Source organism: Mesorhizobium sp. P2_D6, from assembly GCF_056404315.1.
Genome location: NZ_JBFUEG010000007.1, coordinates 319,066 through 333,910 on the forward strand (window position 1 = coordinate 319,066; position 14,845 = coordinate 333,910).

The 14,845-nt window shown below is 64.6% G+C and carries 13 protein-coding genes; 11 read left to right on the forward strand and 2 right to left on the reverse strand.

Going from position 1 to position 14,845, the window contains the following annotated elements:
* Positions 1-19: 19 nt before the first annotated feature.
* The 5 genes from AC1D1L_RS17810 to AC1D1L_RS17830 all read left to right on the forward strand — a co-directional run bounded on the left by AC1D1L_RS17810 (position 20) and on the right by AC1D1L_RS17830 (position 4,819).
* Positions 20-1,324, forward strand: coding sequence for an ABC transporter substrate-binding protein (locus tag AC1D1L_RS17810; protein WP_477342802.1), 1,305 nt, complete (start codon positions 20-22; stop codon positions 1,322-1,324).
* A 213-nt stretch (positions 1,325-1,537) separates the two neighbouring features.
* A complete protein-coding gene (locus AC1D1L_RS17815; RefSeq protein WP_477342803.1) occupies positions 1,538-2,419 on the forward strand; it encodes a branched-chain amino acid ABC transporter permease in 882 nt (293 codons plus the stop codon).
* Positions 2,416-3,378 carry a branched-chain amino acid ABC transporter permease gene (locus AC1D1L_RS17820; RefSeq protein ID WP_477342804.1) on the forward strand — a complete coding sequence of 321 codons (963 nt, stop codon included), beginning with the start codon at positions 2,416-2,418 and terminating at the stop codon, positions 3,376-3,378. Before AC1D1L_RS17815 ends, AC1D1L_RS17820 begins: the two co-directional genes overlap by 4 nt.
* On the forward strand, positions 3,375-4,100 hold the full coding sequence (locus AC1D1L_RS17825; protein WP_477342805.1) for an ABC transporter ATP-binding protein: 726 nt from the start codon (positions 3,375-3,377) through the stop codon (positions 4,098-4,100). The genes AC1D1L_RS17820 and AC1D1L_RS17825 overlap by 4 nt, the downstream gene beginning before the upstream one ends.
* Positions 4,097-4,819 carry an ABC transporter ATP-binding protein gene (locus AC1D1L_RS17830; protein WP_477342806.1) on the forward strand — a complete coding sequence of 241 codons (723 nt, stop codon included), beginning with the start codon at positions 4,097-4,099 and terminating at the stop codon, positions 4,817-4,819. The genes AC1D1L_RS17825 and AC1D1L_RS17830 overlap by 4 nt, the downstream gene beginning before the upstream one ends.
* A 241-nt stretch (positions 4,820-5,060) precedes the next feature.
* On the opposite strand, the gene AC1D1L_RS17835 is transcribed toward AC1D1L_RS17830, so the two are convergent.
* Entirely contained in the window at positions 5,061-6,455 is a 1,395-nt protein-coding gene (locus AC1D1L_RS17835; RefSeq protein ID WP_477342838.1) for a sodium:proton antiporter, read from the reverse strand.
* 214 nt (positions 6,456-6,669) lie between these two features.
* Positions 6,670-7,284, reverse strand: a complete 615-nt coding sequence (pncA, locus tag AC1D1L_RS17840; protein WP_477342807.1) for a bifunctional nicotinamidase/pyrazinamidase — start codon at positions 7,282-7,284, stop codon at positions 6,670-6,672.
* Positions 7,285-7,555: 271 nt separating this feature from the next.
* Here pncA and AC1D1L_RS17845 point away from each other — a divergent pair, with 271 nt between their 5' ends.
* From AC1D1L_RS17845 to AC1D1L_RS17870, 6 genes are read left to right on the forward strand one after another with little or no spacing between them, the layout of a single operon-like run.
* Positions 7,556-8,419: an FAD binding domain-containing protein gene (locus AC1D1L_RS17845; protein ID WP_477342808.1), complete on the forward strand. Its 864-nt coding sequence runs from the start codon at positions 7,556-7,558 to the stop codon at positions 8,417-8,419.
* Positions 8,416-11,382 carry a molybdopterin-dependent oxidoreductase gene (locus AC1D1L_RS17850; RefSeq protein WP_477342809.1) on the forward strand — a complete coding sequence of 989 codons (2,967 nt, stop codon included), beginning with the start codon at positions 8,416-8,418 and terminating at the stop codon, positions 11,380-11,382. The genes AC1D1L_RS17845 and AC1D1L_RS17850 overlap by 4 nt, the downstream gene beginning before the upstream one ends.
* Positions 11,379-12,920, forward strand: coding sequence for a 6-hydroxynicotinate reductase (locus tag AC1D1L_RS17855; RefSeq protein WP_477342810.1), 1,542 nt, complete (start codon positions 11,379-11,381; stop codon positions 12,918-12,920). The genes AC1D1L_RS17850 and AC1D1L_RS17855 overlap by 4 nt, the downstream gene beginning before the upstream one ends.
* Positions 12,920-13,798 (forward strand): UPF0280 family protein, encoded by an 879-nt coding sequence (locus AC1D1L_RS17860; protein ID WP_477342811.1) that lies wholly within the window; start codon positions 12,920-12,922, stop codon positions 13,796-13,798. Before AC1D1L_RS17855 ends, AC1D1L_RS17860 begins: the two co-directional genes overlap by 1 nt.
* Positions 13,791-14,375, forward strand: coding sequence for an amino acid synthesis family protein (locus AC1D1L_RS17865; RefSeq protein ID WP_112563662.1), 585 nt, complete (start codon positions 13,791-13,793; stop codon positions 14,373-14,375). Before AC1D1L_RS17860 ends, AC1D1L_RS17865 begins: the two co-directional genes overlap by 8 nt.
* Positions 14,372-14,827, forward strand: coding sequence for a MarR family transcriptional regulator (locus AC1D1L_RS17870; protein ID WP_112563664.1), 456 nt, complete (start codon positions 14,372-14,374; stop codon positions 14,825-14,827). Before AC1D1L_RS17865 ends, AC1D1L_RS17870 begins: the two co-directional genes overlap by 4 nt.
* The last annotated feature ends 18 nt before the right edge of the window (positions 14,828-14,845 follow it).

The window sequence follows — 14,845 nt, forward strand, 5'->3', positions numbered from 1 at the left end:
CAAAAACAGGGGAACTGCCGTGGCTGACAAGAATGGGTTTTTCGATCTCTCCAAATCCACGCTCTCTCGCCGCACGGCGCTGAAAGGTCTCGCCGCCGGCGCCGGCCTGACGCTCGCGCCAGGCTTTGTCCGCTACAGCCAGGCGCAGAGCTCGGCGCCGGTCAAGATCGGCTTCCAGTTGCACCGCACCGGCATCGGCGCCGCCTATGGCCGCTGGTACGAAAAGACCAGCGCGGCCGCGGTCAAGGCCATCAACGATGCCGGCGGCATCAATGGCCGCCCGGTCGAACTGGTCATCGAGGATGACGGCACTGACCCCGGCCGCGGCGCCGAAGTGGTCGGCAAGTTCGCCACCCAGCACAAAACCGACATCGTCTTCGGCACTTTGTTCTCGCATGTCGTCATCGGCTCGGCGCCCGCCGCCGGCGAAAACAAGATTCCCTATTTCGTCGTCAGCGAAGGCCACCACGTCGCCTCGACCAAGCTCAACCGCTACGTCTTCCAGCCCGGCATCACCGATGTGAAAAGCCAGATCCAGTCGATGGCGCCGTGGATCGCGGCCAATGCCGGCAAGAAGGTGACGCAGATCTTCCCCGATTTCGCCTTCGGCTACGATCACCGCGACTACCTGCCGCCGGCGCTGAAGGCGCAAGGCGCCGAGGTCATCGCCCAGATCGCCATCCCGCCGACGGAATCCTCCTTCACCAAGTACTTCCCGCAGATCCCGGCCGAAACCGAGGTGATCTACCACGTCATGGTCGGCCCGGCTGTGCTTACCTTCGTCAAGGAACTCGGCGAGTTCTACGGCTCGAACCGGCCGCAGCTGTTCGGCTTCATGGATTCGCTCGAGGCCACCGACATCAACAGCCCCGGCCTCGAGTTCCTGGACGGCAGCCATTTCTGGGAAGGCTCGCCGCGCTATGCCCAGGCCAATGACTCGGCCGCGCAAAAAGCCTACCGCGCCGCCGTCGGCATCGACGACAATGGCGCCGCCGTCGGCGACCCCAAGGACGTCTCCACGGCCTCGCACATGTTCGGTTGCTGGGAAACGCTCTATGTCGTCAAGAAGGCGATGGAAGACGCCGGCTACAAGGGGCCGGAAGACCGCGCCAAACTGGTCGAGGCGACCGAGGCGCTAACCGAATTCGCCGAAGGGCCGGAGCATCCGCAGGGGCCAAAGACCTTCAACGGCAAGATCCACCAGTGCTTCGGCATCCAGAACATCTCCAAGGTCGAAGGCGGCAAGTTGAATGTCGTCCACAAGACCAAGATCGAGGACGGGCTCTACGAGGCCGAAGGGGATTATACGACGCAGGCGCTCTAAGCTGCTCCAGCGAGCGTGAGCACCCAGCCACCCCCCTCTGTCCTGCCGGACATCTCCCCCTCAAGGGGGGAGATCAGCAGTTCGTGCGAAGGCGGCTTCCTTTCCACCTTCGCGATTGGCGAAAGCCATTGCGATAGTCGATCTCCCCCCTTGCGGGGGAGATGTCCGGCAGGACAGAGGGGGGTGCCTCGCGCGCCCGCCGGTGCCTAGCCCATGCACTTTGGACCTCATCTCCTCCTCGCCGCCCTCGAAGGCCTCGTCACTTCCGCCGTGCTGGCGCTGACGGCGCTGGGCCTATCGCTGGTGTTCGGCGTCATGCGCGTCGTCAATGTCGCCCATGGCGAGTTCTTCATGCTAGGCGCTGTGCTCGCCTGGGCGATCTCGACGGCGATACCCGGCCATCCCACGGTCGGCTTCCTGGCCGCGCTGGTGATTGCGCCGCTGATCGTCGGCGCCATCGCGCTGGTTGCCGAGCGGCTGGTGCTGCGCCGGCTCAATTACAATCCGGAAGCCACCATCGTTGCCACCATCGGCATGCTCTACATCATCCAGCAGCTGGCGCTGAGCTTCTATGGCCCGGAAGCGCGGCCGGTGGAGCCGCCCTTCAGCTATCGTATCCTTTTGCCCTGGTTCGGCTATTCCGGCTACAAGCTGTCGATCATCGCCGCCTCCGCACTTCTGCTCGTCGCCACCTGGCTGGTGCTGACGCGCACGAAAATCGGCCTCATCATGCGTGCCACGCAATATGACAGCGAAACGGCGCAGGCCTTCGGCATTCCGGTCGACCGCGTCTATGCAGGCGTCTTCGCCCTCGGCGCCATGCTGGCGGCCATCGCCGCCGTGCTGATCGTGCCAATCAGCCAGGCGCATTATCTGATGGGGCAGGATCCGCTGCTGCTCTCCTTCATCGTCGTCATCATCGGCGGCCTCGGCTCGCTGCGCGGCACTGTCGTCGCCGCTGTTCTGATCGGCCTCTCCGACGGTATCATCTCGGTGTTCTTCTCGCCGACTCTGGCCAAGATCATCGCCACCATGCTGGTCGCCATGGTGCTGGTGTTCCGGCCGCAAGGCTTGTTCGGGCAGGCGTCGCGATGAGCGAAGCTTCGCCGGCAAAAGCCTATGCATTGCATCTCGGCGTCATCGCGCTGCTCTTAGCGCTGAGCTTCGTCCTGCCCGACTATCATCACGGCCTGCTCGCCCGCATCATGGTGCTGGCGGTGTTCGCCATGGGCTACAACATGCTGTTCGGCTATGTCGGCCTGCTCAGCCTCGGCCATGCCATGTTCTTCGCGGCCGGCCTCTATGGCGCAGGCCTATCGGTCATCCATCTCGGCTGGAACGTGCCGCTGGCCTTCCTCGCCGGCATCGCTTGTGGCGCGCTGCTGGCGCTGGTGATCGGCCTGCTGGCGCTGCGCACCACCGGCGTCGCCTTCATGATCGTGACCATGATGTTCGCGCAGGTGTTTTACCTCGTCATCCTCTATTTTGCCGCCTGGACCGGCGGCGACCAGGGCCTGGTCGTGCCGCAGCCGGCGCGGGTTCTGAGCTTCGGCGCGACATCGCTCGACCTCACCAACCCGACTGTCCGCTACATGAGCGCGCTCGCGCTCTTTTCGGTCGTGCTGCTCAACACGCTCGCCGTCGTCCGCTCCCGCTACGGCCGCGTTCTGGTCGCCGTGCGCGAAAACGAGGAGCGCACGAAAATGCTCGGCTACGACACCTTTTCGAACAAGCTCATCGCCGTCGTCGTCTCCGGCACCATCTGCGCCGCTTCGGGTGCGGCCTATGCGCTGTTGTTCGGCTATGTCGGCTCGAGCTTCGCCTCGGTGCAGTATTCCATCCTGCCGCTACTCTGGGTGCTGCTCGGCGGTGCCGCCACGACGCTGGGTGCCCTGATCGGCACGGTGTTCATGTACTATGTCATCGACATCGCCAGCGGCTACACCTCGGCCTATCTCTTGATCGTCGGCATCGCGCTTATCCTCTTGGTGCTGTTTTTCCCCAAAGGCATTTTGGGCACCATCCGCCAGCGCTGGCTTGGGTGGCTGCCATGATGCCGCTGCTGACGACAAAGAACCTGGCGCGCAATTTCGGCGGTCTGCGCGCCGTCGACGGTGTCGATTTCCAGCTGATGCCGGGCGAAATCCGCGCTGTCATCGGCCCCAACGGCGCAGGCAAAACCACCTTCGTCAGCCTGATCAGCGGCCGCATCCAGCCGTCCTCCGGCATGATCGTCTTCGACGGCACCGACATCACCAGCCGGCCGGCCTATCTCAGGGTGCGCCAGGGCATCGCCTACACCTTCCAGATCACCAGCGTCTTTGCCAATTTGTCCGCCTACGACAATGTCGCGCTGCCCGTTCAGCGCACGCTGACCGATGGCCGCTCGAAAGGCGCGGTGCGCACCGGCGTCATGGCGGCGCTGGAGCGCACCGGCCTTGCCGACCGCGCCCATATGCCGGCCGGCCAGCTCTCCTACGGCCATCAGCGGCTGCTGGAAGTGGCGATGGGTCTGGCGCTGAAGCCGCGGCTGTTGATCCTCGACGAGCCCACGCAAGGCCTGGCCGATAGCGAGATCGACAATTTCATCGAGCTGGTGCGCGAGATCGCCAAAAGCGCCACCGTGCTTTTGATCGAGCACAATATGCCGGTGGTCATGCAACTGGCCGACCGCATCACCGTCTTCAACGCCGGCAAGATCCTGGCCGAAGGCACGCCCGAACAGGTTCGCGCCAACACCCAGGTGCAGGAAGCCTATCTGGGGACGGCGCCATGACCGAAACCCCCACGACTGAAGCGCTGACCATCTCCGGGCTCGACTGCTTCTATGGCGAGGTCCAGGTGCTTTACGGGCTCGACCTCGTGCTCAACAAGGGCGAGGTGCTGTGCCTGTTCGGCCGCAACGGCGCCGGCAAGACGACAACGCTGAAGGCGATCATGGGCTTGGTGCCGGCGGAGGCCGGTTCGATCCGGCTGGGCGACCAGGAACTGACCGGCCTGCCGGCGCATGAGGTACCGAAGGCCGGCGTCGCCTATGTGCCGCAAGGCAGGCGGCTGTTCGCCGAGATGACGGTGGCAGAAAACATCGACATCGGCCTGATGGCGCGCGGCAAGGGCAAGGCCGTGCGGGAAAATGTCCTCGACCTTTTTCCATTGCTGCGCCAGCGGCTCAGGCAACGCTCCGGCACTTTGTCCGGCGGCGAACAGCAGATGCTGGCCATGGCCCGGGCGCTCTGCCTCGAACCGCAGGTGCTGTTGCTCGACGAGCCAACCGAAGGCCTGATGCCGTCGATGATCGCCAAGATCCGCGAGACCGTGGTGAAGCTGCGCGAGCTGGGCGTCTCCACCATCCTGGTCGAACAGCGGGTCGATGCCGTGCTGTCGGTCGCCGACCGCGTCTGCTTCATCGAAAACGGCCGCAACCGCGAGACCGTCGATGTCGGGCAACTGCGCGCCGACCCGTCGGCGGTCAGGCGTTATGTCGGGGTGGGATAACGGCACTGAATTCGTGGTCTATGCCAAGATTTCCGACCGTCGCGCTGCCCCTCATTGTCCTGCCGGACATTTCTCCCCGTAAACGGGGAGAAAGAAGCTGGCCGCAGCCTGGCCTCTCATCCTGCAACGTTGGTGATTGGCGAAATCCGCGATGAAAGCGCCCTTCTCCCCGTTCACGGGGAGAAGATGGCGGCAGCCAGATGAGGGGCAGCGCTGACCGTGGACATTGGATAGCGCCGCCTCACCCAAAGAACAAAAATCCGGCAATCAAAAACACCGGCACCAAGACCAGCCCCGACCACGCCATGTAGCCGAAGAAGCCAGGCATCTTCACGCCGCGATGCCGGGCGATGGCGTAGACCATGAAGTTCGGTGCGTTGCCGATATAGGTGTTGGCGCCCATGAACACCGCGCCAGCCGAGATCGCCACAAGCGTCGTGGCCGCCTCGGTCATCAGATGCTTTGCATCGCCACCGGCCAGTTCGAAGAAAACCAGATAGGTCGGCGCGTTGTCGAGGAAGGACGACAGCGCGCCGGTCAGCCAGAAATAGGCAAGGTTGTTGGGCTGGCCGGTGGGCGAGGTCACCAGCGCGACCAAAGGCGCCAGCGCGCCATCATGGCCGGCCCTCAATATGGCGATCACCGGTACGATGCAGACGAAGATGCCGGCAAACAGTTTTGCCACCTCTGCGATCGGCCCCCAGGTGAAGCCGTTGGCCTCGCGATGGCTCTTGTGGGAGACGACAAGCGACAGAAAGGCGAGCACCAGGATGATGGCGTCGCGCACCAGGTTTTGCAGTTCGAGGCTGACGCCCAGGATGGAGAAACTCACACCCGGCTTCCATGCCGCCGACAGCAGGATCGCGCCAATGACGCCGGCCAGCAGCGGCAAATTGGCGAGGCCGCGAATGCGCACCTTCGTATCCGGCGTCGGATCCGTAATCTTCGGCGCGCCGCCTTCGCGGCGGTGCAGCACGATGTCGATGGCCAGGAAGACAAGCAGCACAAGACCGCCGGTGAACAGCGTCTCGCGCCAGAGGTTCGCCGTCGTCCAGAAGAAGTCGACGCCGCGCAGGAAGCCGACGAACAGTGGCGGGTCACCCAAGGGCGTCAGCGAGCCGCCAATGTTGGACACCAGGAAAATGAAGAAGATGACGACATGGGCGTTGAACGGCCGGTTGTCATTGGCGCGCAACATCGGCCGGATGAGGATCATCGAGGCGCCGGTGGTGCCGATCACCGAGGCCAGCATCGCGCCGACAAGCAGCAGCCCGGCATTGACCAGTGGCGTGCCGTGGATGTTGCCGGCAACAAGGATGCCGCCCGAAATGGTGTAGAGCGCGAACAGAAGGATGATGAACGACATATATTCGGTGAGCAGCGTGTGCAGCACGGCCTCGCTCGCCAAAGGCATGCCGAAGGCGATCGCCAGCGGCACCACCACAAGTGCTGCCCAGGCGGCGGCGATCTTGCCGTAGTGATGCTCCCAGACATGGTGGAACAGCAGTGGTCCGGTGGCGATCGACAGCAGCAGTCCGGCAAACGGCAGCCCCCACCATAGCGACATTGCGGCACCGGGCAATTCGTGGGTTTCAGCAGCGAGAGCCTGTGCAGGCAACAGCATCGCGACGACCATCACGGCGATTGCATATGAAAAAGGCCCCCTCATCCGGCCGCTTCGCGGCCACCTTCTCCCCGGTGGGGAGAAGAGGCGTACGTCGGCGCCGGCAGCTTCCTCTCCCCTCGGGGAGAGGTCGGATTGTCCCGAATTGCCCTTCGCAATTCGGTTGGCAATCCGGGTGAGGGGGTCTCTGGCACGTGGTTCAATAGACTGATGCCTCACGTCCCCCTCAGTCCGAGGTCGGGTCTTCGAGCGTCACCCCGGCGTCGCGCATGCGCTTCAGCATCGCCTCGACCGAGCCGTTGAGATCGATGCCGCGGCAGGCGTCGAGCCGCACCGTCGTCTTGAAACCATGCTTGATCGCATCGAGCGCCGAGAAGGCGACGCAGAAATCGGTCGCCAAGCCGACCAGCGTCACGGTGTCGATACCGCGCTCCTTGAGGTAACCGGCGAGCCCGGTTGGCGTCTTGTGGTCGTTCTCGAAGAAGGCGGAGTAGCTGTCGATCGCCGGGCGAAACCCCTTGCGGATCACCAGCTCGGCCTTGGTCCAGGCCAGCCCCGAATGGAAGTCCGAGCCAAGGCTGCCCTGGATGCAATGGTCGGGCCATAGCGTCTGCGGCCCATAGGGCATCTCGATCGCGCTGAAAGGCTGCGCTCCCGGATGGCTGGAGGCAAAGCTTGAATGTCCGGCCGGATGCCAGTCCTGCGTGAGCACGACATGCCCGGCGTGCCGGATCAGATCGTTGACCAGCGGAACGATCTCGTCGCCGCCGGCAACCGCCAGCGCGCCGCCGGGGCAGAAGTCGTTCTGCAGGTCGATGACAACAAGCGCTTCGTCGGCCATGGCGCCTCTCCTCTTTCTTCGTCTCGAGCGGGGATCGAGTGAAAAACGCCGCGGATGCGACCGGATGCAGAAACTTGACCAGATGGCGGCCTGCGTCAACCTCTGGAGCCGTAACAAATGCGTGGCGACCAGCTTCCCTCAAACTCCGGCTTTGACAATTCCCGCCAGCTTGATATCATTTGCATACGAATGAATTTGGCCAGATCGAATACTCGCGAGGTTTCGGGAAGACCCCACTTTTTGGGAAGGCCCATTTCTTGGGAAGGCAGGCGTGATCCGTTACGCGAAACCCACCACCCTGGACGAGGCGCTCGCTCTGCTTGGCGAGGGCGCCTGGCGCGTGCTTGCCGGCGGCACCGATTTCTATCCGGCGCAAGGCGCTAAGCCCTTCCGCGACAATGTTCTCGACATCAATGGCCTGGCTTGCCTGCGCGGCATCGCCGAGACCGAGAGCCATTGGGTTTTGGGCGCCCGTACCACCTGGACCGATCTGGTCCGCCATCCCTTGCCGGCGGCGTTCGATGCGCTGAAGCAGGCCGCGCGTGAGGTCGGCTCGCTGCAGATACAGAATGTCGCCTCCATCGCCGGCAATCTCTGCAACGCCTCGCCGGCTGCTGACGGCGTGCCGGGATTGCTGGTGCTGGACGCCGAGGTCGAACTGCGCTCAGTCGCAGCGACGCGTCATCTGCCGCTGCAGGGGTTCATTCTCGGCAACCGCCGCACGGCCTTGCTGCCCGGCGAACTGGTCACCGCCATCCGCATTCCGAAGCGCGCTTCCGCCGGCAGCTCAGCCTTTGTCAAGCTTGGTGCGCGGCGTTATCTCGTCATCTCCATCGCCATGGTGGCGGCGCGCCTTGTCGTCGACAACGGTATAGTCACGGAAGCGGCCGTTTCCGTCGGCTCCTGTTCGGCTGTCGCCGCGCGGCTCGCCGGTGTCGAAGCTGTGCTGCGCGGCAAACCTGCCGGCCCGGCACTCGCCGATGCGGTCCTGTCCGCGCTGATGGCCGAGCTGTCGCCGATCGCCGACGTGCGCGGCAGCGCCGAATACCGGCTCGATGCGGCACGCGAGCTTGTCGCCCGCGCCGTGCTGGGAGCCTGCGGTCTGACGAACGACAACAGCATGGTGGCGGCATGAGCCAGGTTCGGTCTGAGGCGATAGAAGCTCTGCCCGACCTCGTGCCGGGCTTCGGCCTCGAGCGTGCGGATATCGCTTTCGCCGTCAATGGCGCCGCCGTCTCGGTCAATGTGCCGCCGCTGCGCCGGCTCTCGCAGGTTCTGCGCGACGAATTGCAGCTGACTGGCACCAAGGTCGGTTGCGATGCCGGCGATTGCGGCGCCTGCACGGTGCTGGTCGACGGTGACGCCGTCTGTGCCTGCCTGATGCCGGCGGCCTCCGCGGCCGGGACATCGGTGACGACCGTCGAAGGCCTCGCCAATGGCCGCCTGTCGGCGCTGCAGGCGTCTTTCCTGGCGCATGGCGCGGCGCAATGCGGCATCTGCACGCCGGCGCTGCTGGTCGCGGCGACCGCGTTGCTCGACAGCAGGCCGAACCCGACAGAGACCGAGGTGCAGGATGCGCTGGGCGGCATCCTCTGCCGCTGCACCGGCTACAGGAAGATCATCGCGGCGGTGATGGATGCAGGGCGGTTCCAGACGTCGACCGACGGCGCTACCCCTCATCCGCCTGCCGGCACCTTCTCCCCGTATAGTGACGGGGAGAAGGGACAAGTTCCGGCGCTGGCGACCCCCTCTCCCCGTTCTTCACGGGGAGAGGGTAAGGGTGAGGGGCAGCGCCAACCTCATTCGTTCGACCTCGGCCTTGACCGTAAGATGCCGAGTTCAGGGAATGCCGTAGGTGCCTCTCCAGTTCGGCTCGACGGCGTGCCAAAAGTCACCGGCGGCGAAAAGTTCGGCGGTGATTCTTTCCCCACCGATGCGCTGGCTGTGCTGGTGGTCCGTTCGCCGCACTATCACGCCGGCTTCGCGTTCGGCGATCTCGACGGCTGGGTGAAGAAGCATCCCGGCATCGTCGGTGTCTTCACCGCCGCCGATATTCCAGGCAAAAACTGTTTTGGCGTCATCGGTCCATTTGCCGATCAGCCGGCGCTGGCCGAAGGCTTTGCTCGCCTGCGCGGCGAGGCTGTGGCGCTGGTCGCCGGCGAGCGCGAGGCGATGCTCGATCTTGACCTCAGTGATTTCCCGGTCCGCTGGACCGAATTGCCGCATTTTCTGCTGCCGGGTGACGCGCAGGCCGATGGTGCGGCGCTGATCCACGCGAACCGCCCGGACAATCTTTTGACCAAGGGCTTTGTCGAGCGCGGCGACCCCGAGGCCGCTCTTGCCGGCGCTGCCTTCACCGCGTCCGGCGCCATCGAAACGTCCTATGTCGAGCACGCCTATATCGAACCGGAAGCAGGCTATGCCTACGTGGATGGCGACACGCTGGTCGTCGTCGCCTGTACCCAGGCGCCTTACATGGACCGTGACGACACGGCCAAAGTGCTTGGCCTTGCCGTCGACAAGGTCCGCATCGTGCCGACCGCGACCGGCGGCGGCTTTGGCTCGAAACTCGACGTTTCGCTGCAGCCTCTTATCGGCCTCGTTGCGCTGAAGACCGGCCGCCCGGCGGCGCTCACCTACACCCGCAACGAATCCATGATGTCGACCACCAAGCGCCACCCCTCCGAGATGAAGGCGACCATCGGGGTGGATGCCGACGGCCACGTTACCGGCATGGTCTTCACTGGCGATTACAACACTGGCGCCTATGCCAGTTGGGGGCCGACCGTTGCCAACCGTGTGCCGGTGCATGCGTCCGGCCCTTATGCGACGCCGAACTATCGCGCCGAGGGTCGCGCCATTCACACCCATGGCCCGATCTCCGGCGCCTTCCGTGGCTTTGGCGTGCCGCAAGCGACGATCATGCAGGAGACGCTCTATGACGAGCTCGCCGGCAAGCTCGGTATGGACCGGCTCGATTTTCGCCTGAAAAACTGCCTTCGGAACGGATCCGAAACGGTTACCGGACAGAGACTCGAGTCGGGCGTCGGTATTTTCGAGTGCCTCGACGCCTTGCGGCCGCACTGGGCGCGCGCTTCGGCCGATGCAGACACATTCAATTCCTCCCATACGGGCAAAAAGCGCGGCGTCGGCATCGCCGCCTGCTGGTATGGCTGCGGCAACACTTCGCTGCCCAACCCATCGACCATCAGGGTCGGTATCTCACCCCTAGGCGAGGTCATCCTGCATCAGGGCGCAGTCGATATCGGCCAGGGCTCCAACACCGTCATCACCCAGATCTGCGCCGACGCGCTCGGCCTGCCGCTGGAACGATTCCGGCTGAAGAGCGCCGACACCGCGATCAGCCCGGACGCCGGCAAAACATCGGCCTCGCGCCAGACTTTTGTGACCGGCAAGGCGGCCGAAAAGTCCGGGCGCGCCTTGCGCGAAAAAATCCTGCGCTTTGCCAATGTCTCGGGCAACGCGGCCCTGCAATTGGACGGTCCGGCGATCGTCATCCGCGAGGGTGAAGCCACCCGCCGCATCGATCTCGCCACCCTGGATGTCGATGCTGACGGTTTTGTCTTCCGCGCCGAGGAAACCTACGACCCGCCGACGCTGCCGCTCGATGCCAAGGGCCAGGGCAAGCCCTACGCGCTCTATGGCTATGGCGCGCAGATCGCCGAACTCGAGGTCGATCTCAAGTTGGGTACGGTGAAGCTGATCAAGATCACCGCCGCGCACGATGTCGGCAAGGCGATCAACCCGCTGCTGGTCGAAGGCCAGATCGAAGGCGGCATCGCGCAAGGCATCGGCATGGCGCTGATGGAGGAATACATCCCCGGCCGTACCGAGAATTTGCACGACTATCTCATCCCGACCATCGGCGACGTGCCTGAGATCGAGCACACATTGATCGAGGTTCCAGATCCCGAAGGGCCGTTCGGCGCCAAGGGCCTGGGCGAGCATGTGCTGATCCCGACCGCGCCCGCGATCCTCAACGCCATCCGCAACGCCACTGGCGTTCTCATCACCAAGGTTCCGGCGACGCCGACTCGCGTCCGCGCCGCGATCCGCGACAAGGAGGCACGCGCATGAGCGAGCTTGCCGAACGCTTCGAAACCCATGATCCCGGCGAAAAGCTGGTGGCGGAAAAGATCCGCTGCGATGCCTGTCCGGTCATGTGCTACATCGCCGATGGGCGCACCGGCGCCTGCGACCGCTACGGCAATTCGGGCGGCCGCATCGTGCGCATGGACCCGCTGACCATTCTCGATCACGCGGCCGAGAGCGGCGGCGCTGTCGTGCCGTTCACGGCCGAAGGTGAAGAATGGGACGGCGAACTGGTCAACACCGGCCGTCGCTTCGTCACCGCAATAGGCGCCGGCACCACCTATCCCGACTACAAGCCGGCGCCGTTCATCGTCAGCCAGGAAGTCGAAGGCGTCGATCTCGTCACCGTCGTCACCGAGGGCATTTTTTCGTATTGCGGCGTCAAGGTGAAGATCGACACCGACCGCCATCTCGGCCCCGAAACGGCAATCGTGCGTTCGCAAGGCGAAGCGATCGGCCATGTCACCACAGGCGAATATGGCTCGCAGATGCTGTCGCTCGGCGGCGTGCATCATCTGACCGGCGGCTCCAAGTCGGAGGGACGCGCCACCTGTGACGCGATGCTCAATCTGTGCAACCGCAAGCCGGTCGAACTGACCATCGACGGCGGCGCCACCATCATCGTCGAAGCCGGCAAACCACCTGTCATCGACGGCAAGCAGGAACACCGCATGCGGGTCGGTTGCGGCTCTGCCACCATCGGCATGTTCGCCACGCAATGGCGGGGTCTCGTCGACGAGGTGGTGGTGGTCGACGACCACATCACCGGCGTCGTCTCGGAACATCAGGCCGGCAAGGTGCTGGGTTGGCAGGATACCGGCATCAAGATCATCGGCCGCCGTTCGACGCCCGGCCGCTATTTCAAGGTCTCCGAGCCCGGCCTTGGCTGGGGCGGCACCTCGATTTCCGACCCGCTGTCGATCCTTGGCGAGTGGAACGCCAAGAAGGGCGCGCGTCCCGGCCTGTCGCTGCTGATGGTCTCGACCACCGGCGAGCAGTTTGCCTACTACGAACTCGACGACGAATTGAAGCCGGTCGAAAAGCCCTTCCCGGAACGGCTGCAAAAATCGGTCGGGCTGATCGAGGACAATTGTGAGCCGGCGCTCTGCACCGTGCTGTTCATCGGCGGCGCCGGCGGATCGCTGCGCGCCGGCGTCACCGAAAACCCGGTCAATCTCACCCGCTCGGTGCAAGGCCTGAAGACCTATGTGACGGTCGGCGGCGCGCCGGTCTATGTCTGGCCGGGCGGCGGCATCACGCTGATGGTCGATGTTACCCGGGTGCCGGAAGGCGCCTTCGGCTATGTGCCGACGCCGGCGCTGGTGGCGCCGATCGAATTCACGCTGCGTCGCGACGACTATGTCAGGCTGGGCGGCTATGAGGCCGAAATCCGCAGCGTCGACGACATCGTCGCCAAGGGCGGCGAATACCTCAATCCGCGCCGCGGCACAGGCGCCGCGGCCCAAAATCCTTGGCCGCCGCTGGCGCAGTTACGCCGCGCCGGTTCGAACGGGGCCGGGTGATGCAAGGCCCGCAAGTAACCTGGCTGCAGGACGGCAAGCGGCTGCATCTCAACCACGGACCGATCGACCTGATCGTCGAGGCCTTCGGCGAGGTGGATGAGTGTCGTGCCGCCTACGACCAGGCGGTCGCGCGCTTTCAGACGATCCTGATCGAGTTGGTCGAGGAGCTGCCCGAACTGCGGCTGCCGGCATTTTTCCTGGCGCCGCGCACCTTCGCCGGCCCGACGGCGCGCCGCATGGAAGCAGCCGTCATACCCTTGGCGGAATGCTTCATAACACCGATGGCCGCTGTTGCCGGGTCGGTAGCCGACGAAATGCTGGCGGCGCTGCTGGCCGGTCGCAAGCTCGATCGAGCCTATGTCAACAATGGCGGCGACAGCGCTCTCCATATCGGCAGGGGCCGGTCGATGAACCTTGCGATTGCCGGCAACGGCATGGCCGACCGCATTACCATTGGCTCAGCAGACGGTGTGCGCGGCGTCGCCACCAGCGGCTGGCGCGGCCGCTCGTTTTCGCTGGGCATTGCCGATGCCGTCACTGTGCTGGCGCGCACCGGCGCCGAGGCCGATGCGGCGGCGACGCTCATTGCCAACGCCGTCGACCTGCCCGGCAATCCAGCCATCAAGCGCATTCCGGCACAGGATCTTGCGCCGGACAGCGATCTCGGCGCGCGGCTGGTGACACAAGCGGTCGGCACGCTTGCATTTGGCGAGGTGGCGCGGGCGCTGGACAATGGCCTTGCCGTCGCCGAAGATTTTCGCCGGCGCGGCCTGATTGCCGCATCGGCGCTGTTTCTTGGCGGTGAGACCCGCATCAGTGGTTCCATGGCGCTTGCCGCGCCCAACAAAAGTCCAGGGAAGGAAATTGCCCATGCCTGAGTTTCCGATCCGCAAGATTGCGGTTCTGACCGAAGAGATCTTTCACGATGGCGGGCCGGTCGCAGCCGCGCCGCGCCGCCGCGCCGCCGCCGTGGCGCTGGTCAAGAATCCGTTCGCCGGCCGTTACGTGGAAGAACTGCAGAGCGCCATGGACGATCTGAAGCCGCTCGGGCTGCTGCTCACGGACAAGCTCATCGCCGCATTGGGCGGCGACATCAAACAGATCGACGCCTACGGCAAGGGCACCATTGTCGGCTCAGCGGGTGAACTCGAGCATGGCGCGCTGTGGCATGTGCCGGGCGGCTACGCCATGCGCGAGCGGCTCGGCGACGCCAAGGCGATCGTGCCGTCGGCAACCAAGGTCGGCGCCTTCGGCTCGCGGCTGGACGTACCGCTTGGTCACACCAACGCCGCCTATGTGCGCAGCCATTTCGACGCCATGGAAGTCGGCCTCAGCGACGGGCCGCGTCCCGACGAAATCCTGTTCTGCCTCGCCATGAGCTGCGGTCCGCGCGTGCATGATCGCATGGGCGGCCTGGCGGTTGGCGACATCAAGGCCTGGGACGGCTTGCGATGAGCGGCGGTGAGCTCAAGCTGGTCGAGGCCGAAGAGCCTGACGATCATGATTATCGCCTGCAGGAGCAGGTCGGCTTCATCCTGCGCAAGGCGCATCAGCGCCATGTCTCGATCTTTGCCTCGCAGATCGGCGACCTGACGCCGCCGCAATTCGCGGCGCTCGCCAAGCTGCACGATGTCGGCGAGACCTCGCAGAACCAGCTCGGCACGCTGATCGCCATGGATGCGGCGACGGTCAAGGGCGTGATCGACCGGCTGAAAGCGCGCGGCCTGGTCGATCTCACCAAGCATGAGGTCGATAAAAGGCGGCTGCTGGTCAATCTGACGCCTGAGGGACGCGAGGCGATCGAACGGCTGATCCCGCTGGCACGCGCCATCACCCAGGAAACGCTGGCGCCGCTGACCTCCAAGGAGGCGGCTACCTTTATGCGGCTGCTGGCGAAACTCGCCTAAGCAATTCCAGCAAAAGTG